Raw genomic sequence first — 24283 nt, forward strand, 5'->3', positions numbered from 1 at the left:
GCCTAGGCGCCGGCCGGCTCCGGCTGTCGGGCGTTCTGCGGTGCGGGATTCTGTGCCGTGGGCAACCAGCGCGCCCACCAGCGCAGCAGATGCTCGAACCGGCGGCGGCGGTGCCAGGGGGTGCCGCTGCGTGATAGTTCGTGGTTTTCGCCCGGGAACAGCAGCAACTCGGTGGGCACGCCCCGCAGCTTCAGCGCCGTGTAGTAGCGCTGGGCCTGCTCCACGGGACACCGCAGGTCCTCCTCGGAGTGGACCACGAACGTGGGGGTCCGGACGGCGTCCACGCAGGCCATCGGGCTCTGCTCCAGGACGTGCCCGGGATCGGTGCCCGTGTAACCGGCGCTGAAGAACCAGCCAATGTCCGCTGAGCCGGTGAAGGAGAGCGGATCCAGGAAACCTCGCTCCACCACGGCAGCGGTGAAGCGGTGGTCGTGCGCGATGGTCCAGGCCGTGAGGTAGCCGCCGTAGGAGCCGCCCATGATGCCCACCCGGGTGCCGTCCAGTTCCGGGTGCCCGGCCAGGGCGCCGTCCAGGAAGGCCAGCACATCGGCCAAATCGAGGGTGCCCATAGCCGCTTTGATGCTGCGTCCATGGTCCTGCCCGTACCCGGCGGAGCCGCGCGGATTGCACATCAGCACGGCGTAGCCGGCCTCCGTGTAAATCTGCGTTTCATCGAAGCAGCCCCACCCATACTGCGCAAACGGTCCGCCGTGAATGTTCAGCAGTACCGGGTGGGGACCGGGCCCCTCCGGCAGCGCCACCCAGCCATGGACCGGATAGCCGTCGGATGAGGAATGGGTTTCCTCCGCCGGAATAGTCAGCGGAGCATGCCGGCGCAGGGCCGCCGAGAAGTCGGTAAGCCGCCGCAGCCCGTCGTCGTCGACGACGGCCAGGTCGCCGGCGGTCTGCGGATCCGTATAGCAGGCCACCACGGTGCCGCCCGCCGAGCCGGCTGCGGTGACAACCCGCGGGCCCTCCACCATGGTGTGCACCCCGCCGCGGGGATCCACGGACAGCAGCTCGCCTGTGCCCCGGGACCGGTTAAAGACCAGGGCTTCGGCACTGTTGTGCGGAACCACGGTGCCCTCGGCCAGGTCCACGGTTTCCGGATCCGTCAGCCGGCGCACCGCGGACGGGTCTGCTGCCGGCGCGGCGTACAGCGAGGTGTTCCGGGCCACGAAGTCGGTGCCTGACTCCGATACTTCCTGCCCGAGGTAGAACAGCCAGTGCCCGTTGGTGCTTTGCACCGGGTCGGACACGGCCAGCGGGCTGCCGCCGCCCAAATTGGTCAGCTTCGTGAGGCCGGTTCCGTCAGGGCTGATGCTGTAGGCATCCGCCACCAGGGTCTCATCGTCCCGGGCGGCAGTGAACAGGATCCGGCTCCCGTCGGCGCTGAACACGGGCTGCAGGTGGTCGGTGGCTCCGGTGGTCAGCTGCACCGCCTCGGGCAGGCCGCGGCTGCCGCGGTCCTCTTCGCGGTCTTCCCCGGCCCGGGCTTCCCGGCTCCGTCCCCGGGGCGGAATGTACGGTTCCGCATCCAGATCGGGCAGGTCCACGAGGAAGGCCTGGACGGGTTTGTCCTGCGTGTAGCCCACGCCGTTCATCCGGTATTTGAAGGTGGTGATCAGCCGGGGATCCTCGGCACCGGCGGCCACGCCCTCAACAGTGCCGTACCGGCCCCCTTCCGGCACCCGGGCGGAAAACACCGCGCGGACCCCGTCCGGCGAGAACGCGAACCAGCTGACGCCCAGGGCGGCATCGGTCAGCTGCACCGGTTCCCCGCTGCCGGCACCCAGCACGTACAACTGGGCCGGCTCCCCCGGTGCTGCACGCAGGAACCCCAGGACACTGCCGTCCGGACTGTACTTTGGGGCGGTGTCGCGGAAGCCCCGGGTGAGCCGGCGCGGCGGGCCGCCCGGAGTCAGCGGGACCCGCCACAGCTGGCCGGTATAGGCATCAGCGGCGAAGTCGGGCCGGGTCACGGACACCACGCAGTGCAGGGCATCAGGGTGCAGGGCGGGTGCGGACAGTGAATTAAGGAGAGGCAGGTCACATGGTTTCACGAGTGGAAGCCTAATGTTCCCTGCCGTTCCCGGCCAACTGCCGTCTTAGGATGGTTTTATGCCTTCCCTGCCGCCCCTGGAGTGTCCCGTCTGCGGCAGCACCCTCGAGCCCGACGCCGAGCTGCGGACCCTTGCGTGCCCGGCCGGGCACCGGTACGACGCCGCCAAACAGGGCTATTTCAACCTCCTCACCGGTGCCGGCACCAAGTTCCAGGCCGACACTGCGGCCATGGTGCAGGCCCGCGCCGATTTCCTCGCCGCCGGCCACTACTCGCCCCTGGCTGCGGAACTGGCCCGGCTGGTTTCCCCGGCGGCCCCGAACGCTGCCACGGTGCTCGACGCCGGTGCCGGCACGGGTTATTACCTCGGCGAGGTCCTGGCGGCCCTTCCCGGAGCAGCCGCCGTGGCCATGGACATTTCCAAATTTGCGCTGCGCCGTGCTGCCCGGTCCCTGCCCGGTTCCTACGCCTTGGTGTGGGACGTGTGGCGCAGGCTTCCGCTCCCGGATGCCTCGGTGGACGTGGTCCTGAATGTCTTCGCACCGCGGAACCCGGCCGAGTTCCGCCGGGTCCTGGACTCCAGCGGCGTGCTGGCGGTGGTCACCCCCGGCCCGGACCATCTGCAGCAGATCCGCGCCGCAGCAGGGATGCTGGACATCGGGGCGGAAAAAGCGGAACGGGTTGCCGCCGCAATGGAGCGGTGGTTCACGCCGCTGGACACGGTCCGCTGCACCTACGAAATGCAGCTTGAGGCCGCGGACCTGCGCAACGTCGCCCTCATGGGCCCCTCTGCCCGGCACCTGGATCCGGCCGCCCTGGACCGCACCGTGGCGGGCTTTGCCCTGCCACTTGGGGTAACCGCGTCGTTCTCCCTGCAACTCTTCCGGGCCCGCTAGCCCGGGCGGGACGCAAACGTTACCCAACCGGCACGGTTATCCCTAGGTCTGTACCGTCTCTTCGGGCAGAATGATCTCAACGCGCCGCTGCGGCGGGAGAACCCGCGCACACCCGGACCGCCGCACCAACCGGCAAGACGCCCCGCGCGACGCCCGGGCACAGCGGAGCAACCCGGTAAAGCCGGAACCCGACTACACGCGGATACATCCGAACGAACATCCGAAAGAAAAGGGGATAACGGATGCAGGAAGTCTACGAATGGATGCTCAGCTACGGCTGGGCCCTGTGGCTGGTGCTTTTCCTTGGCTTCGCCGCTATTGAGGCCCTCACTCTGGATCTGTTTTTCGCGATGCTCTCCGTTGGTGCGCTGGCGGCCATGCTCAGTTCGCTGCTCGGTGCCCCGCTGTTCCTGCAGGTTGTGGTGTTCGCCCTGGTGTCCGTGCTGATGATCGCACTGGTGCGTCCGCTGGCACTCAAGCATCTGCAGCACAGCAGTAAGGACCAGCTCTCCAACATAGACCGTCTCGTCGGCGGGCCGGCGCTGACGCTGGAGGCCGTAACCGGGCTCGCCGGCACAGTGAAGATCGGCGGGGAAACCTGGTCCGCGCGCAGCGCCGCCGGGGATACGCTGGCGGCCGGGACGCAGGTACGTGTGGCCCGGATCGAAGGCGCCACCGCCGTCGTCGAGGCTTCGGCCGGGAATACCCCGGACCGGCCCGCCGGAAGCGGAAAGACCCCGGAACCGGGCCGCCGCGAAACAACCTAACGAATCGTGCCGGCGGCACCACCGCCGGACCAACCGCAGGATCCGCGGATCCTGCCAAATCCCAAAGGGGGGAACATGGGTACCGGAACCGGCGTCCTAGTAGTTGTTCTTGCCGTGCTGGTGATCTTTGTATTGGTCATCCTCGTCAAGGCTGTAAAGATTGTCCCGCAGGCCCGGGCAGGGGTGGTGGAACGGCTGGGCAAGTACCAGAAGACCCTGAATCCCGGCCTGACTATCCTGATCCCGTTCGTGGACCGGCTCCTGCCGCTGCTGGACCTGCGTGAACAGGTGGTGTCCTTCCCTCCGCAGCAGGTCATTACCGAGGACAGCCTGGTGGTCTCCATCGACACCGTGGTGTACTTCCAGGTCACCGACGCCCGGGCGGCCACCTATGAGATTGCCAACTACATCCAGGGTGTGGAGCAGCTGACCATTACCACCCTGCGCAACGTAGTGGGCGGCCTGAACCTGGAAGAGGCGCTGACCTCCCGCGACCAGATCAACGGCCAGCTGCGCGGCGTGCTGGATGAGGCCACCGGCCGCTGGGGCATCCGTGTCTCGCGTGTGGAGCTCAAGACCATTGCCCCGCCCCTGACCATCCAGGATTCGATGGAAAAGCAGATGCGTGCCGAACGTGAACGCCGGGCCACCGTGCTGACCGCGGAAGGCTCCAAGCAGTCGCAGATCCTCACGGCCGAGGGGCGCCGGCAGGCAGCCATCCTGGCCGCCGAAGGCGACGCCAAGGCTGCGATCCTGCGGGCGGACGGCGAGGCCCAGGCCATCGCCAAGGTCTTCGACGCGATCCACAAGGGCAACCCGGACCAGAAGCTGCTGGCCTACCAGTACCTCCAGACGCTGCCCAAGCTGGCCGAAGGCACGTCCAACAAGGTCTGGATCATCCCCAGCGAACTCGGTGAGGCGCTCAAGGGTGTGGGCAGCGCCCTGGGCGACTTCGTACCGGATGCGAAAAAGCACTCCTCCACCAACGGCAGCTCCCCCGTGCAGAACGGGACGGGGCCCGCAGCGGACGCAGCCGGGGTGGCCTGACCCTCCCCTGTGTTCGCCGATCGGCGGTTGGTACCGGTACAATAGGTTGTTTGCCGGGCAATGGCCGCGGCGCCGATACGGGACCGCCGCCGGGAACAGCAGCAGCGCCGTCGGCGTTGTAAGAACTGTGAGGGCGGAAGGGGCCGCCGGCCGGACCGCCCGCAGGGGCGGCAGCGTGCAGATAAGCGGCATCAGAACCGGCATCAGCACCGGAAAGAGCACCGGCCCGGCGCCGGCACAACAGAGGATCCGCCAGCGGATCCAGCGGATTGAAGAGGGAGAAAAGATGAGCGATCGTAGCCTGCGGGGTATGCGCCTTGGTGCGCAGAGCATGGAGACCGAATCCGGTGTGGAGCCGGCTCCCCGCCAGCGGGTGGAATACCGCTGCGAGGATGGCGAGCGTGTTTTCGTAACCTTCGCCGCCGAAGCGGACATTCCGCCGGTCTGGATTTCCAAGACCGGCAAGGAAGCGCTCCTGGTCAACGGCGAGAAGCCCGACACCAGCAACGACAAGCCGGTGCGTACGCACTGGGACATGCTGCTGGAGCGCCGCAGCATCGAGGAGCTTGAGACCATCCTCCAGGACCGGCTGAACATCCTGCGTGAACGCCGCGGAGAGCGCACCAGCGCTTGACCCGGTTCGCCGGTACGGCAACGTACCGGCTGACGCAGACATAGTCGACACGCAAAAGCAGGGCGGCTGCCAATCGGCAGCCGTCCTGCTTTTTTGCGTCTGGGCCCGGGGCCCGGGGACTAGGACCGGCCGGTGAGCTTCTTCCATCGTGCCGTGAGTCCCCAGCGGGTCACGTTGGTCATGGCCTCGACCACAATGTTGCCGCTCATCTTCGAGGCGCCGAATTCCCGTTCCACGAAGGTGATGGGCACTTCGGTGATCTTCAGGCCCAGCCGTGCCACGCGGAAGGTCATATCGACCTGGAAACCGTAGCCGACGGACTCAACTGCACCCAGGTCCAGCTGTTCCAGCGTGCCGCGGCGGAACGCGCGGTAGCCGGCGGTAATGTCACGGACGGCAATGCCCAGCATCAGGCGCGAGTACGTGCTGCCGGCGCGGGAGAGCAGCTTGCGGCGCAACGGCCAGTTCACCACCGAACCGCCGGGAACCCAGCGCGAGCCGATCACCAGGTCCGCACCGGCTTTGGAAGCTTCGAGCAGCCGCGGCAGTTCCTCCGGACGGTGCGAGCCGTCGGCGTCCATCTCCACCAGTACGTCATAGCCGCGCTCCAGGCCCCAGCGGAAGCCGGCAATGTAGGCGGCGCCCAGGCCCTCCTTGCCCTTACGGTGCAGTACATGCACCTTCGGGTCCTTGGCAGCAACCTCATCGGCGTAGTCGCCGGTGCCGTCCGGGCTGTTATCGTCCGCAATCAGTACATCCGAGTCGGGCACCGCATTCCGCAGCCGCGTGAGCGTCTTGGGAAGGGACTCAATCTCGTTGTAAGTAGGGATGATGGTCAGGACACGCACTCGGTAAGCCTTTCGTGGACGCACGCCGCGCTGTTGGCGGGCTAGACGGGGTTGCTCCCCCGGCTGACTACCTAGTATATGGGAGCGCGCGGCCGGCGTGCTCCGGCGGGAGCCCGGTCACCGCCGGGCCCGGACCGGGGACAGGCGGTGCGGCACGCACAATCGGGCGGGTCCTGCCGTCTTCGGGCCAGTACCGGACGGCGCCGGGCCTGTTTTCTACTGACGGTTGAACCCACCCGATTGCTGTGGTGCAAGGCCCTGTCACCAGCCGCCCGCGGAACTTTCGCCCCGGCACGCGCTGAACGGGGCCGTGGCAGCCGAAGAACCGGAAACGCGTAGGGGCAGTGCACAGGGCCCGGGCTGGAACAGGTCCAGCGCCGTGCCCGGCATGTCCCCCAAACGGCCGGTCCCGACTGCAGTAGTCATAGCCTACGTCCTCGCTTCCCGCTGTCAATGCGGCCGCTGACTAGGACGTTTCCGGTATCACCGCAGGTCAGGGCCGGGTCGGCCCCGCCCAGGCGGGACCGTGAATTTACCGCCTAGGCCAGGTCCGGGGCGCGGTAGAGCTCGTTGCCGTTATGGACCGTCTGCAGGCACCGGGGTTCGTCACCGTTGTCCAGTGCGGGCAGCAGCGGAGTTCCGGCCCGCGGATCGGTGCTCCAGGCCGACACATTGGCGTCCGGGGTCTGGACCATCAGTTCCTGCACCTCCCACAGCGCGAAGGAAGCCGGTGCGCCGGGAGCCAGCTGGCCGCGCATGAAGTTCTTCTCCCCCGCTGCACGCCAGCCGGCACGGGTGTGCCCGATGAATGCGGCCCGGGCGGAAACGCGTTCACGCGGATTCGAGTGCGCCACGGCAGCACGGACCCCGGACCACGGATCGAGAGGAAGGACGGGAGTGTCGGAGCCCAGTGCCACCGGCACTCCTGCCGACAGCAGGGAAGCCAGGCGGTTCATGCCCTCACGGCGCGGACCCACCCGCTGCTCGTAGAGGCCGCCCGGGTGGCCCCAGGCGGCGTCGAAGCCGGGCTGCAGGCTGACCGTGACACCGAAGCGCAGCAGCTCGGCGATGGCCGCGTCATCAGTCATTTCAGCGTGCTCGAGCCGATGATGGGCGGCGCGCAGGGCCGCTTCGCCGCCGGCGTCGGACAGTGCCTCGGCGGCCAGGCGCAGGCCTGCCAGCGCGGTATCCATGCCCGCGTCTCCGATCACGTGGAAGCCGCCCTGCAGTCCGGCCCGCGTCATCAGTTCCAGGTGCCGGCCCACCTGTTCCGGTGTGAGGTACAGCGTCCCGCGGGTATCGGACCGGTCGGTGTACGGCTCCCGCAGGGCCGCGGTGCGGGCACCGAAGGACCCGTCAATGTTCAGGTCCCCGGCCAGGCCCAGCAGCCTGCCCTCGAAGAACTCCATCAGCCCGGTGGCCTGGGCTTCTGTTTCCACCAGCTGGCCCCAGTAAGGCAGCACCTGCGGCATCGGCTCCTCGGACGGGGCACCGTCCAGGCCCAGCAGTTGCCGCAGGTCCTCCGGAGGAGCAATGTGCGGTGCGGCCATTTCAGTGACGGCCACCACGCCGCGGGAAGCGGCGTGCTTCAGGGCAGCCCGCTGGAACGCCGAGCGCTGGGCCGGGTCGGCGCTCCGCGACACGGTGCGCGCAGCCTCATGCGCGGCGCGGACCACAAAACCGTTGTCCCATCCGTCGTACTCCTGCAGGCGCAGATTGGCCGCCAGGGTTCCGGATACGGCGGCGCAGTGCACGTCGCTGCGGGAAAGATAGACGGGCCGGTTGCCGGAGGCGGCATCCAGTTCCGCCGCCGTGGGGAAACGGCGTTCCGGCCAGCGGGACTCGTCCCAGCCCGCACCCAGGATCAACCCGCTGCTGGCCGAGGCATAGCGGCTGACGGCCTCCAGCAGGTCCGCCAGCGATGTGCAGCCGCTCAGGTCAAGGGTCGCCAGGGACATGCCCAGTTCGGTGGCGTGCACGTGGGAGTCCACAAAACCCGGGGCCACCAGCGCTCCGTGCAGGTCCACCACATCCATCTTGCTGTCCTGGATGGAGGTGGCGGCCTGCTCGGACCCCACCCAGGCGATGGTGTCGCCGTCCACGAGCATGGCGGTGGCAAAGGGATCGCCGGCACTGTAGACCGAGCCGTTGCGGTAGAGCGTCAGCTTCGGGGCGCTCGGGATGGTACTGCCGTTCAAGGACTCACCTGTTTTCTGTAGAAACTGTTGGGGGAAGCGGAAAGGAGGCTAGTCGCCGACGTTTGAATAGGCGACGACGCCGCGGCGCACCAGGCCAATGGCCTCGCGGAGGCGCCGGTACATTGCGGAGGGAAGGTCGGGCACCTTGGCGAGCTGGTCGAGCAGGTCGATCACCTGCTTGGCCCAGCGTACAAAGTCACCTGCCGCCAACTCGGTGCCGTTCAGGGCCACCTGGAGGTGCTTGCCCTTGACCCACTTGTACATGGGCCAGACCAGGCCCAGCTCGGGCTCGCCCGTGAGCGGCAGCTTCGAGGCTTCTTCCAGGTCCGTCAGCTCAGACCACTGCCGGATGACGGCATCCACGGACACTTCGAGCGAGACGCTGGGCATTTTCGGGCGCAGGCCGCGCTCCTCGCGCTTGGCCTGGTACACCAGCGCGGTGGCCAGGCAAGCCAGCTCTGCAGCATCCAGTTCGTCGAACGCGCCGTTTTCCAGGGCGAGGGCAACCAGGAGGTCCTTTTCACCGTAGATGCGCCGCAGTTTCTGCCCGGCGGGCGTGACCCCGGCGGTCCCGGATCCGTCCACCGCCACGTATCCGTACCGGCTCAGCACATCGCACACCCGGTCGAAGGTTTTGGCGATGGTGTTGGTGCGTCCGCGGATCTGTCCCACCAGGTTGTCCGTCTCCCGGCGCAGCTTCCACCAGCGCTCGGCCCAGCGGGCATGGTCTTCGCGTTCGCTGCAGCCGTGGCAGGGGTGGGCCCGCAGCTTCCGGCGCAGTTCGGCGATGGCCTTCTCCTGCCGTTCCGTTCCGGCCGTGCGCAGCTCGTTGGCCCGGGCGGCGGCGGGGCGCGGCGGCCGGTGGTCATGCAGGGCGTTCCGCAGCGACGCGGAGAGGTCCCGGCGGTCCTTGGGTGAGCGGGAGTTGAAGGACTTGGGGATCCGGATGTGGGACACGGATTCGAGCGGACCATCCAGGTCCCCGGAGCTGATGCGCCGGATCTGCTTGTCCTCGGTCAGTACCGCCGGCCGTACCTCGCGGGCGGAAGCATCCACGTCCAGCACCACGGCATGGCCGAAATTACGCCCGCCGGGGATGTATACAATGTCGCCGGGCCGCAGGTTTTCCAGCGACGCCGCGGCGGAGCTGCGCTTGTTCCGCGCCCGGACCTTGGACGCCGCGTCTTCCAGGTCCGACAGCTGGCGCCGCATGGCAGCGTATTCGCTGAAGTCGCCCAGATGGCAGGTCATGGCTTTTTCGTAGCCGGCCAGCGACTCCTCGCGGGAGCGCACCTGCTTGGCCAGGCCCACCACGGAACGGTCCGCCTGGAACTGTGCGAAGGAAGACTCAAGGATCTCCCGTGCACGTTCGCGGCCGAACTGGGCGATCAGGTTGATGCTCATGTTGTAGGTCGGCCGGAAGCTGGAGTTCAGCGGATAGGTGCGCCGGGACGCGAGGCCGGCGACGGCGGCCGGGTCCGTGCCGGGCTGCCACAGCACTACCGCGTGGCCTTCAACATCGATCCCCCGCCGCCCTGCGCGGCCCGTCAGCTGGGTGTATTCACCGGCGGTGATGTCAACGTGCGCTTCACCGTTGAACTTATCCAGTTTCTCCAGCACCACGGACCGGGCGGGCATGTTGATGCCCAGCGCCAGGGTTTCCGTGGCGAACACGGCGCGGACCAGGCCGGCGGCGAAAAGGCGTTCCACCACTTCCTTGAACGTGGGCAGCATCCCCGCGTGGTGGGCGGCGAACCCGCGGACCAATCCCTCGCGCCAGGTCCAGAAGCCCAGCACCTCCAGATCGTCTTCGGGGATGTCCTGGGTGGCTTCATCCACCACCCGCGCTATCTCGTGGCGCTCTTCTTCATCGGTGAGCCAAAGGCCCGAGTCCACGCACTGCCGGACGGCGGCCTCGCAGCCGTTGCGCGAAAAAATGAAGGTAATGGCCGGCAGCAGGCCGTTGCGGTCCAGCTGGGCGATGACCTGCGGGCGGGAGGCACGCTGGATCCGGGTGATCGGGGGTCCGGCCTGCCCGTGTGCGCCGGGACGGCCGCCGCGGTGCCGGTCGCTGCGCCCGCCGCGCGCGCGGGCTCCGCCCCAATGGCCGCGCTGGCTGACCCGTGACTCAGCCCGGGCCAGCTCCATCAGCTCGGGGTTCACCCGGTAGCGTTCCTTGATGCCGGGTGATTCGTCTGCCGCCTCGTCAAAGGACACGTCGGATTCGAACAGGTCGAAGATCTCCCGGCCCACCATCACATGCTGCCACAGCGGAACAGGACGGTGCTCGGAGACCACCACATCGGTGGAGCCGCGGACGGTGTCCAGCCAGGCGCCGAATTCCTCCGCATTGGACACGGTGGCACTGAGCGAGACCACCTGGACGTCGGAGGGCAGGTGGATGATGACTTCCTCCCAGACCGCGCCGCGGAACCGGTCGGCGAGGTAGTGGACCTCGTCCATGATGACGTAGCCCAGGTCCATCAGGGTCTCCGAGTTGGAGTAGAGCATGTTGCGCAGCACTTCGGTGGTCATCACCACGACGTCGGCGTCGGGGTTGATGCTGGTGTCACCGGTGAGCAGGCCCACCCGTTCGCTGCCGTACGCTGCTGCCAGCTCGGTGTATTTCTGGTTGCTCAGGGCCTTGATGGGGGTGGTGTAGAAGGCTTTCAGGCCCTTCTGCAGGGCAAGGTAGACGGCGAACTCCCCCACCACCGTCTTGCCGGCACCGGTGGGTGCAGCTACCAGGACCCCGCGGCCGGCCTCGAGGGAGCGGCAGGCCTCGGACTGGAAAGCATCCAGTTCGAAGCCCAGCGACTGCTCAAAGACCCCCAGCTCCGTCTTGGCGTGTTCGGAACGTTGTTTTGCGGCAAGGTACCGCTCCGAAGGAGAAGTCATGTACCCAGCCTATGCTCTATGCAAACTGCCCGATGCCATATCGCCGGTGGGCGAACACGGCGGCCCTACAGTTTGTCGATGGGGGTGGCTTTGTCCGCGTCGGCTTCGACCGCGGCTTCACGTTCGGTCTCCCGGCGGGCACGCCGGCGGTCGTTGATCAGGCACAGGACCACGGCCAGTGCGAACAGGGCAAGCAGCGGGGCTGCCAGATAAAACATGCTCAGGGCATCGGCACCCGGCGCGGCCATGGCCGCGAAGAGGCAGATCACGAAAACGGTGATCCGCCAGTACTTGATGATGGTCCTGCCTCGCAGCAGCCCGGCGATATTCAGCCCGACCAGGAAAACGGGGATCAGGAACGCGATGCCGAAGGCCAGCAGGAGCCGCAGGACAAACGCCAGGTACACCGACGCGGTTATAACGTTCGAGCCGCCTTCGGGCGTGAACTCGGTCAGCACCCGCACGGCGTTGGGGAGGATCAGCCAGGCCAAGTACACGCCGGCAAGGAAGAGCGGAACGGCTGCTGCCAAGAAGCCCAGGGCCGCCCGGCGTTCCTTGCGCTTGAGGCCCGGTGTGATGAAGGCCCAGGCCTGGTACAGCCAGACCGGGCTGGAGACCAGCAGGCCGACGAAGACGGAGACTTGGATCATCTGGTCGAACGGGGTGGCTACACCTTCGAAGTTGATCGTGGTGAAGCGGCCGTCGCTGTTGCCCGCGTCAATGAGCGGCTTGGTCAGGGCCTCGAAAACAGGGAGGTACAGGAAAAAGCCGCCCACGGTGCCAAGCACCACGGCGATGGCGGATTTGAAGAGCCGGTTGCGGAACTCCCGCAGGTGCTCCTTGAGCGCCATCCGCCCTTCGGGGTTGGATTTGCGCCCTTTGCGCAGCGCCACGGCTGCTAGCGGCTGGTTGGCGGGTTACCCGCGGGGCCGGCGGAACCGCCCGGAGTACCCGACGGCGGGGTCTGCCCGGGGAAGAAGGTCTGATCGGCAGCCTTGGGCTGCTGCTCGGGGTTGACCACCCGGCCTTCCATCGGATCCGCGGGGGCCTTGGGATCGTCGTCCTTCATCTGGCGGACCTCGGATTTGAAGATGCGCAGGGACTGGCCCACGCTCCTTGCCAGTCCCGGCAGCTTCGGAGCGCCGAAGAGCAGGATGGCCAATACGATAATGGCAATAAGCTGCCAGCCTTCAAGCCTCATGGCGTTGTCCTTTCGTTAAACAACAATCCTATGTCAGAGTTCCGGGAAGTCGCGCCATGCACGGGGCTGCCCTTTGGCTGTGCGGCGCTCAACCCGGCGCTGCCGGCGCGCCTGGCGGCGGGCGGTCTTGCCCGCTTCGTAGGACTTCCGGGCGGCGGCCGGTTCCGTGAAGATGCCAGGCTTTTCATCCTCGACCACCATGGACGGAACGGTGTCCGGTGTGCGCAGGGAGAACTTGGCCGTGGCGGTTTCGACTTCCCGGAGGACACTGAGGAACCGCTGGAACAGCCGGTAGCCAATGAGGGCATAAAAGCCCGCCGCGCCTGCCGCGAGGGCAAGCCAAATCAGTATCCAGGACCACCAAGGCATAGTTCCAGCATAGTGGAGTATGTATTCCGTGTCGGACTGCCCGTTAGCCGGCCGGATAGTTTCCGGCAGCTTCCTCAAGCCAGGACTGCGCCGCCTCGCGCAGTTCAGCCGGTGCAGCAACCGCCGCCCCGCCGCCAAGCCTGCCCATAAAGGAGGGAATCCAGGCGGCGTCCGCCGTCCGCAGTTCCACCGCGGTGCGCCCGTCCGGCAGCGCGGCCCGGCGCTCGGCGTCGTACGCCTCAGCCACCCACAGGGAGGCCGGGTCCAGTACGAGTGTGACCAAGGTGTCCTGCGGGCCGGGCGTGAACAGGCTGTCCGGGAAGGACGCATCCGTCTCGGGTGCATGGGTGAGGGCAGGGCCGGTGTCCCGGACACCGAGGATCCGGTCAACACGGAAATTGCGCAGCGCTTCGGCCCGGTGGCACCACGCTTCCACGTACCAGATGTTGTCCACGGAGAACAGGCGGCGCGGATCAACCGTGCGGAGGGTGACTTCGTCCCGGCGCGGAACCAGGTACCGCAACTCAAGCTGACGGGCACCGGCAATGGCCTGCTGCAGTTCAACCAGCACGTCTGCCCCGGCGGTGTCGTCAAGGCGTGCCGCCACGGCCGTGCCCACGGCCCCGGCTTCGCCCGCAGCTTCCGTCAGTTTCCCGACGGCGCCTGCCACTGCGGCCGAGGAACCAATGCCCGGCAGCGCGGACAGCGTGTCCAACCCGACAATGAGCGCTGCGGCCTCATCCATGCCGAAGCGCACCGGCTCGGAGAGGTTGTCTGCGTTCTCGATATAGATCCGGTCGTCATCGAAACTGACGTCCATCAACCCGTTGGGGTAATGCCGGGGCCCGCTGACAAACAAAAGGTCCAGGTCCTTGGCCAGCTGTTCCTTGCTCACTCCGAAGGCGGCAGCTGTTTCGTCCATGTCCGCACCCTGGTTGGCCAGGACGTACGGGACCAGGTCGAGCAGCCGGGTGAGGTGGTCCTGTGCGCCGTATCCCGGCCGGCGGGCCGGTGCGGACTGTTCCGCCAGGGTGAATTCCGGCAACGGGCGGCGCTGGGCTTCGAGGGCGCCGGTGAGCGCGTTGCGGACTGCGTCCACGTATTCGGGCGGGTCGACGGCGACGGCGGCCGCCCCGAGCGCGGCGGTGTCGGCGGCAAGCGAGTCGAGGTCGCGCACCTGCAGCAGGAGCCTGTCCCGGCCTCCCGTACCGGGAACCACCGACTGTGCCTGGAGCCGCAGGGCCGTGCCGGTGCCGGGAAGCAGCTCCACCTCAGCCGGGCGGACGGTGAAGACATCATCGAGGGAAGCAAGCGAAGCATCGATGTCAAAGTCTTCGGGCACGGTGTAGCTGCCCGGACGCAGCCGCACTGGTGCCTGCATGCGGGATAGCCGGAAGATCCGCTCGGCACGGCGGTCAAGGTCGTACCCCACTAGGTACCAGTGCCCGAAGCGGCTGCCCATCCCCCAGGGCTGGACCCGGCGGACCGAAACGGTGTCGGACCCGGACGCGCGGTAGCTGAAGGTTACCGGGACCCGGGTGGTGGCGGCACGCCAGATGTCATCGAAGTACGGGTCATTGGTCCGGATGCTCGGCTGCAGCGGGATGCGGCCGGCGTCGTCGGGAAGGACCCCGCGGGCCTGGAGCTTGCGCAGTGCCCGTGCTGCCGCGGAGCCGAGCGAGGCCTGGTCCCACATCCGGGCGGCCAGGGCCAGGACCGCGGACTCTTCCGGGGTGAACTGGACGCCGGGAAGCCGGTACGCGTCGTGCCGGATCCGGTAGCGCTGGACGGTGTTGTCCTCGTATTCCTCGCTGGCGGACTCCACCGGGATGCCCTGCTCGCGCAGGAAGGCCTTGTCCCGGTCAAAGAGTTTTTCGCGGGCCTCGGGCGTGGCGGCTTCTCCGTACAGTTCGATCTCCTCGAACAGTTCATGCTTGGTGAAGCCCCTGCGGGTGGAGAGCAGCGCAATAACGAGATTGAGCAGGCGTTCGGTTCTCTTGGCGGACACGGAGCTAATCTACCTTCCTTCCGTGCCGGCGGACGAAGAAAGGCGGCGCCGGCCTCCATGTCGGAGGCCGGCGCCGCCGGAACGCAGGGCTAGCGGACGCCGAGCAGGTCCACCACAAAGATCAGCGACTCGCCCGGAGCCACGGCGGAACCTGCGCCGCGGTCGCCGTAAGCCATGGATGCCGGGATTTCCAGCCGGCGGCGGCCGCCGACCTTCATGCCCAGCAGGCCCTGGTCCCAGCCCTGGATGACCTGGCCCACGCCTACCCGGAAGTCCAGCGGAGCGCCGCGGTTCCAAGAGGCATCGAACTCTTCGCCGGTGGAGAAGGCCACGCCCACGTAATGGGTGGAAACCGTGTCTCCGGCCTTCACTTCCTGGCCGTCGCCGACTACGAGATCCTCAATCACGAGGTCCGTGGGTGCGTCGTGGGCCGGAAAATCGATCTCCGGCTTCTGGCGGTCGTATTCACGCTTTCCGAATGACATTGGTGCTCCTCGCATCGGTACAACTGGTGTGTCTGGTGAGTCAGGTGTTAAGGCTACTTGACTTCCTGGATGTCCACTACAAAGGCCAGCGGGCCGGAAGGGCCGCTCTGGGCTGGGTCGCCGTAGGCCAATTCGGACGGCAGGACCAGGAGGACCTTTGAGCCCGCCTTCTGGCCGGCCAGGCCGTAGGTCCAGCCGGACACCACGTTGGCCAGCGGGAACTCCACCGGCTCACCGCTTTCGTAGCTGGAATCAAAGGTCTTGCCGTCCCGCAAGCCCACGCCCAGGTAGGCGGCCTTGACCGTGCCGGTGGATTCGAGCACCGGACCGTCGCCCTCTTCGAGGACCTTCACGATGAGGCGGTCGGGTTCCTCCACACCCTCGGGAATGGTGATCGACGGCGTGCCGTCTTCTCCGAAGCTGACCTGCGGGAGCTTTCCTTCGCTGTCCAGGGCTGCAACGTCTTCGGGACTCATGAGCAGCGTGCCTTCGGCATTGCGTGCTGCCGCTTCATCCTGGCTGAGGGAGGGCACGGTATCCACGGCGTCCATGACCGTGAAGACCAGGAAATTGGTTTCAAGTCCGGCTTCTTCGTCGCCCGGAACGTAGTAGGCGAAGTCGGAGCCGACGTGGGCGCCGAGCAGGGCGTCGTAGAGCTGGGAGTTGGAGGATTTCAGGGCCTCGTCCACGGCGATGCCCTGGGCATCCTCCGCGGTGTAGCTTTCATCGACGAGCGAGCCGTCTTCGGGGTTGATGATCGCCAGGCGAAGCATTGCGGTCTGGTCCGCTGCCACTTCCTTGCCGTCACCATCGTTGATGCGTGTCAGGGTGGGTTCGTCCGCGCTGAGCGGCTTGTCGAAATCGACCGTGGGTGCGGTGCCTTCTTCGCCCCCCTGGATCTTCACGGAGGACAGCGGGCCGCTGTCATTGCCGTCGCCGCCGGAGCAGGCGGTCAGGAACAGCAGGAAAGGCAGGAGTATCGCTAGTACTTTACGCACAGTACTTCTTTCAGTGGTGGACATGATCAGTGTGGAACCGGGGCATGGCGCTATCCGGACCGCAACAGGCCCCACACTAACCGGTCCGCCTGAATGAATCCTAGGTGGCGCAGGCGGCAGGCGCGTCACAGGGTCGAGAGCAGGGCCTCCACCCGTTCATCGACTGAGGCAAAGGGGTCCTTGCACAGCACGGTCTGCTGCGCCCGGTCGTTGAGCTTCAAATGCACCCAGTCCACCGTAAAGTCCCGGTTCGCGGCCTTGGCCCGGCGTACAAAGTCACCGCGGAGCTTAGCCCGGGTGGTCTGCGGCGGCTGGTCCACGGCTTCCTTGATGTCGCTGTCCTCGACCACCCGCGCCGTTTCCCCGCGTGCCTGCAGCAGATAGAACAGGCCGCGGCGCCGGGAGATGTCATGGTACGTCAGGTCCACCTGGGACAGGCGCGGGGAGTTCATTTCCAGCCCGTTGCGCTCACTGTACCGGTCCACCAGCTTCTTCTTGATGGCCCAGTCGATCTCGGTGTCGATGCTGGAATGGTCCCCGGACTCAATGGCGTCCAGCGTGCGTTCCCACAGGTCCACCACCCGCCCGGTATGCCGGTTGTGTTCCCCGTTGGCGGAGACGAAGTCCTTGACCCGCTGCAGGTAAATCCGCTGCAGGTCCAGCGGGGTCATGGTGGAACCGTTGGCCAGCTTCAGCGGTTGCCGGCCGGAGAGGTCATGGGATGTTTCCCGGATGCTGCGGATGGGGTTTTCCAGCCGCAGGTCACGCATCAGCACTCCGGCTTCGATCATCCGCAGCATCAGGTCCACCGAGCCGGCCTTGAGCAGCATGGTGGTTTCGGACATGTTCGAGTCCCCGGCGATGACGTGCAGGCGCCGGTAGTGCTCGGCGTCGGCGTGGGGTTCGTCCCGGGTGTTGATGATGGGGCGGGAACGCGTAGTGGCGGAGGAGACACCTTCCCAGATGTGGTCCGCGCGCTGGGAGAAGGCATAGAGGGACCCGGACTGGGTCTTGAGCACCTTGCCGGCACCCACCAGCAGCTGGCGGGTGACCAGGAACGGGATGAGGACGTCAGCCAGCCGGGAGAACTCCAGCCGGCGCGGAATCAGGTAGTTTTCGTGGCTGCCGTAGGAGTTGCCGGCGGAGTCGGTGTTGTTCTTGAAGAGGTAGACGCTGCCGTTGAAGCCTTCTGCCCGCAGCCGTTCCTCCGCCTCGTCCACCAGGTCGTCCAGGATCAGTTCCCCGGCCCGGTCGTGGGCCACCAGCTGCGCCAGGTCGTCACATTCGGCGGTGGCGTACTCGGGGTGGGATCCGACGTCGAGGTACAGCCGGGAGCCGTTGGTGAGGAAGACATTCGAGGAGCGTCCCCAGCTGACCACCTTGCGGAAGAGATAGCGTGCCACTTCCTCCGGGGACAGCGGGCGTGAGTCCGGGCCCGAGTAGGCGATGCCGAACTCGGTTTCCACCCCGTAGATCCTGCGGTCCATCAGTCTCCTTCCGCGCCGGACAGCAAGCGGTCCAGCTCAACGGTGTTTATCCTGCGGAACGCCCTGACGGTGCCGCGGGTCGAGAGCGGGTCCCGGTCCAGCACTGCCACTTCCAGCAGCCCGGCCCCCAGCCGGTCCGGAGGCTGGCCCCCGCCGTTGCCCTCCGGGGTCCGCGTGGCGGAGAGGGCGGTAACAGCTGTGCGGATGGCGGAGACGAAGCCGGCGTCCTGGTTCCAAGACCGGGCCAGGGCCTCTTTGACAATGTCGGCCTGCCCGCCCATCACGGTGTAGTTGCTTTCGTCGGCGATGGCACCGTCGAAGTTGAGCCGGTAGAGGCGGTCCGAATAGGGGTCCTCCCCCACCTCCACCACGGCTAGTTCAACTTCGAAGGGCTTGCCCTCGGTGGTGAACACCGAGCCCAGGCTCTGCGCGTAGACGCTGGCGAGGCCCCGCGCGGACACATCCTCGCGGGAATAGGAATAACCGCGAACGTCCGCGAACCGGATGCCGGCCTGGCGCAGGGACTCAAACTCGTTGTACTTGCCGACGGCGGCGAAACCGATGCGGTCATAGATTTCGCTGAGCTTGTGCAGGGACGGCGAGGGGTTTTCGGCCACCAGCGCAATGCCTTCCCTGCAGGTCAGCACCACCACCGACCGTCCCCTGGCAATGCCTTTCCGGGCAAAGTCTGCCCGGTCCTTCATCAGCTGTTCGGGCGACACATAGAACTGCTGGGTCACGGCTACGCCTCCAGCCCGGCGGCGGAGCGCCGTTGAACGAGCTCACGGGCAAGTTCCTGCAGTTCCCGCTCGGGGATTTCCCGATTGCCGGCGCTGTTGACCACGTAGACCACCGGCCACAGCCGGCGCACCATGTCCGGTCCGCCGGTGGCAGAGTCGTCATCGGCGGCGTCGTAAAGGGACTCCACCGCCACGGCCACCGCCGACTCTTCGTCCAGGTTCGGCTGCCACAGCTTTTTCAGGGCGCCGCGGGCAAAGACCGAACCGGAGCCCACGCTGTGGTGCTCATATTCCTCGTACCGGCCGCCGGTGACGTCGTAGGAGAACAGCCGGCCCGCCCGGCGCTGGGTGTCGTACCCGGCGAACAGCGGAACCACTGCGAGCCCCTGCAGGGCCAGCGGCAGGTTCGAACGGACCATGGCAGCGAGCCGGTTGGACTTTCCGTCCAGGCTCATGGGCGTGCCCTCGATCTTTTCGTAGTGCTCCAGTTCCACCTGGAACAGCCGGATCATATCCAGGGCCAGCCCCGCGGTGCCGGCGATGCCCAGCACCGAGTAGTTGTCCGCGGGAAAGACCTTCTTGATGTGCCGGGAGGCGATCATGTTGCCCATGGTGGCCCGCCGGTCTCCGGCCATCAGCACCCCGCCGGCGTAGGTGAGCGAGACGATGGTGGTGGCCTGCGGCGCCAGCGAAGCCGCGGAACCCTGCGATGAGGGCCCCAGCGACCGGGCGGAGGGCAGCAGGCCGGGGTTGTGGCGTTCCAGATGGTCGGTGAACGATGCGGAGGCGGCGGTGTCGATGGCGGCGGCGGGGTCCCGGGGGGCCATCCGTCACTGACCGCCCTTCTGGATGAAGCCGCGGACAAACTCTTCGGCGTTGCTCTCCAGCACGCCGTCGATTTCGTCCAGCAGATCGTCCACGCCTTCGGTTTCGGCGGATGCTTCCGCTTCGGCGGCAGGCGGCGGGGCGGTTTCGGTTTCTTCTTCTACGGGATGCGTTCCGGTGTTTTTGCGGTCCTGGGTTGCCATGATGCTTAGCCCTTTCTTGCCCGGGGGTTGAATCCTAGTCCTATGGTGCCACGGTGCCCTCTGAACCGGTCAGGAGTCTGGCCACAAAATCCTCGGCATCGGCCGAAGCGCGGAACAGTTCCTCCGTAAGCTCGCGGGTACCGCGCAGCGGTTCGCGGGTAGGGATGCGCTGCAGCCGCCGGCGGGAGGGCAGTTCGAAGATGATCGAGTCCCAGCTCGCACCGATGACTTCCCGGGGGAACCGGGTCAGGCAGTTCCCGCGGAAATACGCGCGGGTATCCTCCGGCGGGTGGGTGACGGCACGGGCAATTTCCGCATCCGTCAGGATCCGCTCCATCTGCCCGCGGGCTGCCAGCCGGTAGTACAGTCCCTTTTCCGGCCGCATGTCCGCGTACTGCAGGTCCACCAGGTGCAGCCGTGCATCGGACCAGGACAAACCGTCGCGGTCCCGGTAGGCCTGCAGCAGTTTGAGCTTGGCTGCCCAGTCCACTGAAGCGGACGCCTCCAGGGGGTCCCGCTTCAGTGTTCCCAGCAGGGCGGACCAGCGGGCCAGGATGTCCTCGGTGTCGGCATCGGTTCCGCCGGTGGCGCGGGCATGCTCCGCGGCAGCTTCGAAGTAGATCTCCTGGAGGTCCAGCCCGGTGACCATACGCCCGTCCTTCAGCTCCACCAGCTGTTCCAGGGCCGGATCATGGCTGATGGCCTGCAGCGAGCCCACCGGGTCCCGCAGTTCCAGGTCCGGGGCGGTACCGGCCTCGATCATGGACAGCACCAGGGACGTGGTGCCGGTCTTCAGCAGCGCGGACACCTCGCTGAGGTTCGCGTCCCCGATTATCACGTGCAGGCGCCGGTATTTCTCCGCCACGGCATGCGGCTCGTCACGGGTGTTGATGATGGGACGCCGGATGGTGGTTTCCAGCCCCACCTCCGTTTCGAAGAAATCCGCCCGCTGGCTGAGCTGGAAGCCCTGGCGCTGGTTGTTGGTGCCGATGCCCACCCGCCCGGAACCGGCAATCACCTGGCGCGAGACGAAGAACGGCACCAGGCCGCGGACCAGGGCACCGAAGGGAACGCTCCGGGGCACCAGGTAGTTCTCGTGGGAACCGTAGGACACCCCCTTGTTGTCGGTGTTGTTCTTGTACAGGTGAACCGGCGCGAACCCGGGCATCCGGCCAATGTGCCGCATGGCCGCCAGCACCACGGCGTCGCCGGCCTTGTCCCACAGCACCGCATCGCGGGGGCGCGTGACTTCCGGAGAGGAGTACTCGGGATGGGCATGGTCCACGTACAGCCGCGCCCCGTTGCCGAGCACCATGTTCATCAGCACCGGGTTGTCAGTGGTCTGCTCGCCATACAGCGCCGCCGGTCCCCCGCCCTCCATGGCAATCTGTTCGGCGTCCAGTACGGGCGGTTCGTCCGTCAGTTGGGTCGGGTCCGCGGCCGCCCGGGGCACGGCGTAACCCCGGGCGTCGTTCAGCGGCGCCTCGTCGGTATAGTCCCACCGCGTGCCGGAAAGGTTGCCCGCCCCGGAGCGCAGCGTGGCCGCGTAGGCGTTGACGATCTGGCTGGACAGGACGGTGGCATTGGCGGAGGGCAGGGACGGAGCGAGCACGCCGTACTCGGTCTCCGTCCCCATCACCCTGCGGACGGTCACAGATACTGTCCCGGGTTGGCCGCGGTTTCGATGGTCCGGCCGGGTTCCTGGCCGGCCTTGCCCTGGACAATGGTGCGGATGTAGGTGATGCGCTCGCCCTTCTTCCCCGAAATCCGTGCCCAGTCGTCCGGGTTGGTGGTGTTGGGCATGTCCTCGTGCTCGCGGAACTCGTCCACCACGGCGCGCATCAGGTGCTCAATGCGCAGGCCCCGCTGGTGCAGCTGAAGCAGGTCCTTGATGGCGTACTTCTTCGCCCGGTCCACGACGTTCTGGATGACGGCGCCGGAGTTGAAATCCTTGAAGTAGAGCATCTCGGTGTCGCCGTTTGCGTAGGTGACCTCCAGGTACTCGTTTGCCTTGTCCTCGGCGTACATTTTTTCCACGGTGCGCCGGACCATTTCCCCGACTGTTGCCACCGGGTCGTAGCCGTGCTCCGCGAGGTCTTCCCGGTGCAGCGGAAGGTCCGGTGTGAGGTACTTGCCGAAGATTTCTGCGGCGCCTTCGGCGTCGGGACGCTGGATCTTGATTTTGACGTCCAGCCGGCCCGGCCGCAGGATGGCCGGATCGATCATGTCCTCCCGGTTGGAGGCACCGATCACTATGACGTTCTCCAGCTTCTCCACGCCGTCGATCTCGCTGAGCAGCTGCGGAACAATGGTGGTCTCGACGTCGGAGGACACCCCGGTGCCGCGCGTGCGGAAGAGGGAGTCCATTTCGTCGAAGAAGACCACCACGGGGCTGCCGTCCGAAGCCTTCTCCCGGGCGCGGCCGAAAATCAGCCGGATGTGCCGCTCGGTCTCCCCCACATACTTGTCCAGCAGTTCCGGGCCCTTGATGTTCAGGAAGTAGCTGCGGGCGCCCAGTGTCCCGTTCTGTTCCATGACACGGGCGGCCAGGGCGTGGGCCACGGCCTTCGCGATGAGCGTTTTGCCGCACCCCGGAGGGCCGTAAAGCAGGATCCCCTTGGGCGGTTTCAGCCCGTGCTCGCGGTAGAGGTCCGGATGCATGAACGGCAGCTCCACGGCGTCGCGGATCTGTTCGATCTGCGGGCCCAGCCCGCCGATATCGGCGTAGGAGATATCCGGAACTTCCTCCAGGACCAGGTTCTCCACTTCGCTGCGCGGAATTTTCTCCAGCGCGTAGCCGATGCGGGTATCCACGGTCAGCGCGTCCCCCACCCGCACCTTGTCCCTGCTGAGGGGGCCGTTGAGCCGGACCACCCGTTCGTCGTCGGCGCGTCCGATGACCAGGACCCGGTCCGGGTCCAGCAGTTCCTTGACCGTGAACAGTTCGCCGGCCCGTTCAAAACCGAGCGCCGCGATGACGGTGAGGGACTCGTTAAGCAGCACCTCCTGGCCCGGGACGATTTGTCCCAGGTCCAGGAGCGGTGAAACCGCCACCCTCAGCTTGCGCCCGGACTGGATGATGTCCAGGCTTTCCTGCACCGATGCCGTGGTGGTCACTCCCGGCTCGGCGTCCCGGCGCTGGTTCACTCCGATCACGGTGCCGAAGCTGAACGGTGTGGCGCCCTCATTCTCCAGTGCATCCTTCAACCGGATGATTTCGGATTTTGCGGTTTCAAGCATGGCTACGAGCCGCGCGTTGTTGTGCGTCAGGGCAGCAAGCTGCCGGTCCAGGTTCCGGAGTTTATCCCGGAGCACATTCAACTGGCGTGCTTCGGCCGCTGTTCCGGCAGAAGCCGGAACAGCGTGGGATTCCCCGGTCCCGGGTGCGACGTTTTCGGGTTCAGCCATGGTACCGACCGCCTTCACATAGCTCTGGGTCTGTCCTTCGACAGTAACCCAGCGCTGCGTGAGATACACGGGGTCCGGCGTCTTGTGTTTCGCCGGCTACCCGTTAAGGGGTGTCGGTCTCCTGCTGGAACTTTTCGGCGTTTTCGAGGGCTCCGCGCTGCACTGTGGAGCTCGCGTCCTTGGCCGCCCGGCGCAGCTTGTGGGCTGATACTTCGCGTTCCCCCACTGCTGCGGGTGTCCACGCGTTGAGGTCCTCTTCGCTGAAATTGGTCTTGGAGGCGCGGCGCTTGGCCACCAGTCCGGTGGCGCCTTCGGCCAGCCGGCGGGCGGTCAGCAGGAAGCCCGTGTGGGCCACCATCCGGTGGTCCGGGCGGACTGCGAGGCCTTCAAGGTGCCAGCCGCGGACCATGGACTCCCAGCCGTCCGGCTCGGTGAAGCGGCCGTCGGCGCGGATGGCCTCCGCCGTGCGGGAGAGCTGGGTGACCGTGGCAACGTAGGAGATCCACACCCCGCCCGGGGCCAGGACAGTGGCGACGGCGTCGGTGCACTCCCACGGGGCGAGCATGTCCAGGACCACGCGGTCCACGCTGCCCGGCTCTTCGGCCTTGACCACTTCGTCCTGGAAATCCCCCAGGGTGATGTTCCAGGCCGGGTGCGGGCCGCCGAAGAAGGTTTCCACGTTGCCGCGTGCGATCTGCGCGAACTCCTCCCGGCGCTCGAACGAGTGCAGGCTGCCTTTGTCGCCGACGGCGCGCAGCAGCGAGATGCTCAGCGCACCGGATCCAACGCCGGCTTCGACTACCCGTGCACCGGGGTAGATGTCCGCCATGGTGACGATCTGCGCGGCGTCCTTTGGATAGACCACTGCGGCGCCGCGGGGCATGGACAGTACGAAGTCCGAGAGCAGCGGGCGCAGGACCTGGTACTGGTGGCCGGCGGTGTTGGATACTACGGAACCTTCGGGCAGCCCGATCAGGGTGTCGTGCTGAAGGTACCCGCGGTGGGTGTGGAAGGCGCCGCCTTCGGTGAGGGTGATGGTGTTGCGCCGGCCCTTTTCGTCGGTGAGCTGGACCCGTTCCCCGGGCTTCAGCGGTCCCCTGCGGATATCGGCGCCGTGGGGTGCAGCGCCGGCGGCCTGCTCCTGGTTATCGGAGTTCATGGATCTTCCTTTGGTTCTCTTGCGGGTATGTAACGGGCAACGGCGGTGCC

General features: G+C 66.8%; 20 protein-coding genes and 1 pseudogene. 4 read left to right on the forward strand and 17 right to left on the reverse strand.

Annotated elements, in window-relative coordinates; genetic code table 11:
- Positions 1-2: 2 nt before the first annotated feature.
- On the reverse strand, positions 3-2063 hold the full coding sequence (locus tag LOC57_RS08110; RefSeq protein ID WP_229959067.1) for a S9 family peptidase: 2061 nt from the start codon (positions 2061-2063) through the stop codon (positions 3-5).
- A gap of 58 nt (positions 2064-2121) precedes the next feature.
- Between LOC57_RS08110 and LOC57_RS08115 the strand changes: the two genes are divergently transcribed.
- The 4 genes from LOC57_RS08115 (at position 2122) to LOC57_RS08130 (ending at position 5406) form a co-directional block, all read left to right on the forward strand.
- Entirely contained in the window at positions 2122-2958 is an 837-nt protein-coding gene (locus LOC57_RS08115) for a putative RNA methyltransferase (protein WP_229959069.1), read from the forward strand.
- A 242-nt stretch (positions 2959-3200) separates the two neighbouring features.
- Entirely contained in the window at positions 3201-3725 is a 525-nt protein-coding gene (locus LOC57_RS08120; RefSeq protein WP_229959071.1) for an NfeD family protein, read from the forward strand.
- 75 nt (positions 3726-3800) lie between these two features.
- Positions 3801-4772 carry an SPFH domain-containing protein gene (locus LOC57_RS08125; protein ID WP_229959073.1) on the forward strand — a complete coding sequence of 324 codons (972 nt, stop codon included), beginning with the start codon at positions 3801-3803 and terminating at the stop codon, positions 4770-4772.
- A gap of 286 nt (positions 4773-5058) precedes the next feature.
- Positions 5059-5406 (forward strand): RNA polymerase-binding protein RbpA, encoded by a 348-nt coding sequence (locus LOC57_RS08130; protein ID WP_227911401.1) that lies wholly within the window; start codon positions 5059-5061, stop codon positions 5404-5406.
- 119 nt (positions 5407-5525) lie between these two features.
- Here the strand turns inward: LOC57_RS08130 and LOC57_RS08135 are convergent, their stop codons facing one another.
- The 16 genes and pseudogenes from LOC57_RS08135 to LOC57_RS08210 form a co-directional block, all read right to left on the reverse strand.
- Positions 5526-6254 (reverse strand): polyprenol monophosphomannose synthase, encoded by a 729-nt coding sequence (locus LOC57_RS08135; RefSeq protein ID WP_227911400.1) that lies wholly within the window; start codon positions 6252-6254, stop codon positions 5526-5528.
- Positions 6255-6793: 539 nt separating this feature from the next.
- Positions 6794-8452 (reverse strand): amidohydrolase, encoded by a 1659-nt coding sequence (locus LOC57_RS08140; protein WP_229959074.1) that lies wholly within the window; start codon positions 8450-8452, stop codon positions 6794-6796.
- A gap of 48 nt (positions 8453-8500) precedes the next feature.
- Positions 8501-11350 (reverse strand): DEAD/DEAH box helicase, encoded by a 2850-nt coding sequence (locus LOC57_RS08145; RefSeq protein ID WP_229959076.1) that lies wholly within the window; start codon positions 11348-11350, stop codon positions 8501-8503.
- Between the two features lie 65 nt (positions 11351-11415).
- Positions 11416-12243: a twin-arginine translocase subunit TatC gene (gene tatC, locus LOC57_RS08150; RefSeq protein ID WP_227911397.1), complete on the reverse strand. Its 828-nt coding sequence runs from the start codon at positions 12241-12243 to the stop codon at positions 11416-11418.
- A gap of 5 nt (positions 12244-12248) precedes the next feature.
- Positions 12249-12551, reverse strand: coding sequence for a Sec-independent protein translocase subunit TatA (gene tatA / locus LOC57_RS08155; protein WP_227911396.1), 303 nt, complete (start codon positions 12549-12551; stop codon positions 12249-12251).
- A 33-nt stretch (positions 12552-12584) separates the two neighbouring features.
- Positions 12585-12920 (reverse strand): hypothetical protein, encoded by a 336-nt coding sequence (locus tag LOC57_RS08160; protein ID WP_227911395.1) that lies wholly within the window; start codon positions 12918-12920, stop codon positions 12585-12587.
- A gap of 43 nt (positions 12921-12963) precedes the next feature.
- Positions 12964-14928, reverse strand: coding sequence for a helix-turn-helix transcriptional regulator (locus tag LOC57_RS08165; protein WP_227911394.1), 1965 nt, complete (start codon positions 14926-14928; stop codon positions 12964-12966).
- An 89-nt stretch (positions 14929-15017) separates the two neighbouring features.
- Entirely contained in the window at positions 15018-15413 is a 396-nt protein-coding gene (locus LOC57_RS08170) for an FKBP-type peptidyl-prolyl cis-trans isomerase (protein ID WP_227911393.1), read from the reverse strand.
- Between the two features lie 53 nt (positions 15414-15466).
- Positions 15467-16411 carry an FKBP-type peptidyl-prolyl cis-trans isomerase gene (locus LOC57_RS16510; protein ID WP_227911392.1) on the reverse strand — a complete coding sequence of 315 codons (945 nt, stop codon included), beginning with the start codon at positions 16409-16411 and terminating at the stop codon, positions 15467-15469.
- Positions 16412-16536: 125 nt separating this feature from the next.
- Complete coding sequence (gene pafA / locus LOC57_RS08180; RefSeq protein ID WP_227911391.1) at positions 16537-17898, reverse strand: Pup--protein ligase; 1362 nt, start codon at positions 17896-17898, stop codon at positions 16537-16539.
- The gene (prcA, locus tag LOC57_RS08185; protein WP_227911390.1) at positions 17898-18638 is read right to left on the reverse strand and encodes a proteasome subunit alpha; all 741 of its coding nucleotides are present in this window, start codon (positions 18636-18638) and stop codon (positions 17898-17900) included. Before prcA ends, pafA begins: the two co-directional genes overlap by 1 nt.
- A gap of 2 nt (positions 18639-18640) precedes the next feature.
- Positions 18641-19465: a proteasome subunit beta gene (prcB, locus tag LOC57_RS08190; protein WP_227911389.1), complete on the reverse strand. Its 825-nt coding sequence runs from the start codon at positions 19463-19465 to the stop codon at positions 18641-18643.
- 3 nt (positions 19466-19468) lie between these two features.
- A complete protein-coding gene (locus tag LOC57_RS08195; RefSeq protein ID WP_227911388.1) occupies positions 19469-19666 on the reverse strand; it encodes a ubiquitin-like protein Pup in 198 nt (65 codons plus the stop codon).
- Positions 19667-19706: 40 nt separating this feature from the next.
- Positions 19707-21302, reverse strand: coding sequence for a depupylase/deamidase Dop (gene dop / locus LOC57_RS08200; RefSeq protein ID WP_227911586.1), 1596 nt, complete (start codon positions 21300-21302; stop codon positions 19707-19709).
- Between the two features lie 14 nt (positions 21303-21316).
- Positions 21317-23008, reverse strand: a pseudogene (gene arc / locus LOC57_RS08205) (proteasome ATPase); the annotation flags it as partial.
- Between the two features lie 169 nt (positions 23009-23177).
- Complete coding sequence (locus LOC57_RS08210) at positions 23178-24233, reverse strand: tRNA (adenine-N1)-methyltransferase (RefSeq protein WP_227911386.1); 1056 nt, start codon at positions 24231-24233, stop codon at positions 23178-23180.
- Between the last annotated feature and the right edge of the window lie 50 nt (positions 24234-24283).

This window comes from Arthrobacter sp. zg-Y750 (assembly GCF_020907365.1).
Taxonomy (GTDB): domain Bacteria; phylum Actinomycetota; class Actinomycetes; order Actinomycetales; family Micrococcaceae; genus Arthrobacter_B.

What these genes read in the sequence shown, in the direction of transcription:
- prcB (WP_227911389.1), bottom strand. Translation starts at nt 19,465, where the DNA reads ATGGCCCCCCGGGACCCCGCCGCCGCCATCGACACCGCCGCCTCCGCA.
- LOC57_RS08125 (WP_229959073.1), top strand. Translation starts at nt 3,801, where the DNA reads ATGGGTACCGGAACCGGCGTCCTAGTAGTTGTTCTTGCCGTGCTGGTG.
- LOC57_RS08115 (WP_229959069.1), top strand. Translation starts at nt 2,122, where the DNA reads ATGCCTTCCCTGCCGCCCCTGGAGTGTCCCGTCTGCGGCAGCACCCTC.
- dop (WP_227911586.1), bottom strand. Translation starts at nt 21,302, where the DNA reads ATGGGGACGGAGACCGAGTACGGCGTGCTCGCTCCGTCCCTGCCCTCC.
- LOC57_RS08130 (WP_227911401.1), top strand. Translation starts at nt 5,059, where the DNA reads ATGAGCGATCGTAGCCTGCGGGGTATGCGCCTTGGTGCGCAGAGCATG.
- tatA (WP_227911396.1), bottom strand. Translation starts at nt 12,551, where the DNA reads ATGAGGCTTGAAGGCTGGCAGCTTATTGCCATTATCGTATTGGCCATC.
- LOC57_RS08210 (WP_227911386.1), bottom strand. Translation starts at nt 24,233, where the DNA reads ATGAACTCCGATAACCAGGAGCAGGCCGCCGGCGCTGCACCCCACGGC.
- LOC57_RS08195 (WP_227911388.1), bottom strand. Translation starts at nt 19,666, where the DNA reads ATGGCAACCCAGGACCGCAAAAACACCGGAACGCATCCCGTAGAAGAA.
- LOC57_RS08145 (WP_229959076.1), bottom strand. Translation starts at nt 11,350, where the DNA reads ATGACTTCTCCTTCGGAGCGGTACCTTGCCGCAAAACAACGTTCCGAA.
- LOC57_RS08120 (WP_229959071.1), top strand. Translation starts at nt 3,201, where the DNA reads ATGCAGGAAGTCTACGAATGGATGCTCAGCTACGGCTGGGCCCTGTGG.
- LOC57_RS08160 (WP_227911395.1), bottom strand. Translation starts at nt 12,920, where the DNA reads ATGCCTTGGTGGTCCTGGATACTGATTTGGCTTGCCCTCGCGGCAGGC.
- LOC57_RS08170 (WP_227911393.1), bottom strand. Translation starts at nt 15,413, where the DNA reads ATGTCATTCGGAAAGCGTGAATACGACCGCCAGAAGCCGGAGATCGAT.
- pafA (WP_227911391.1), bottom strand. Translation starts at nt 17,898, where the DNA reads ATGGACCGCAGGATCTACGGGGTGGAAACCGAGTTCGGCATCGCCTAC.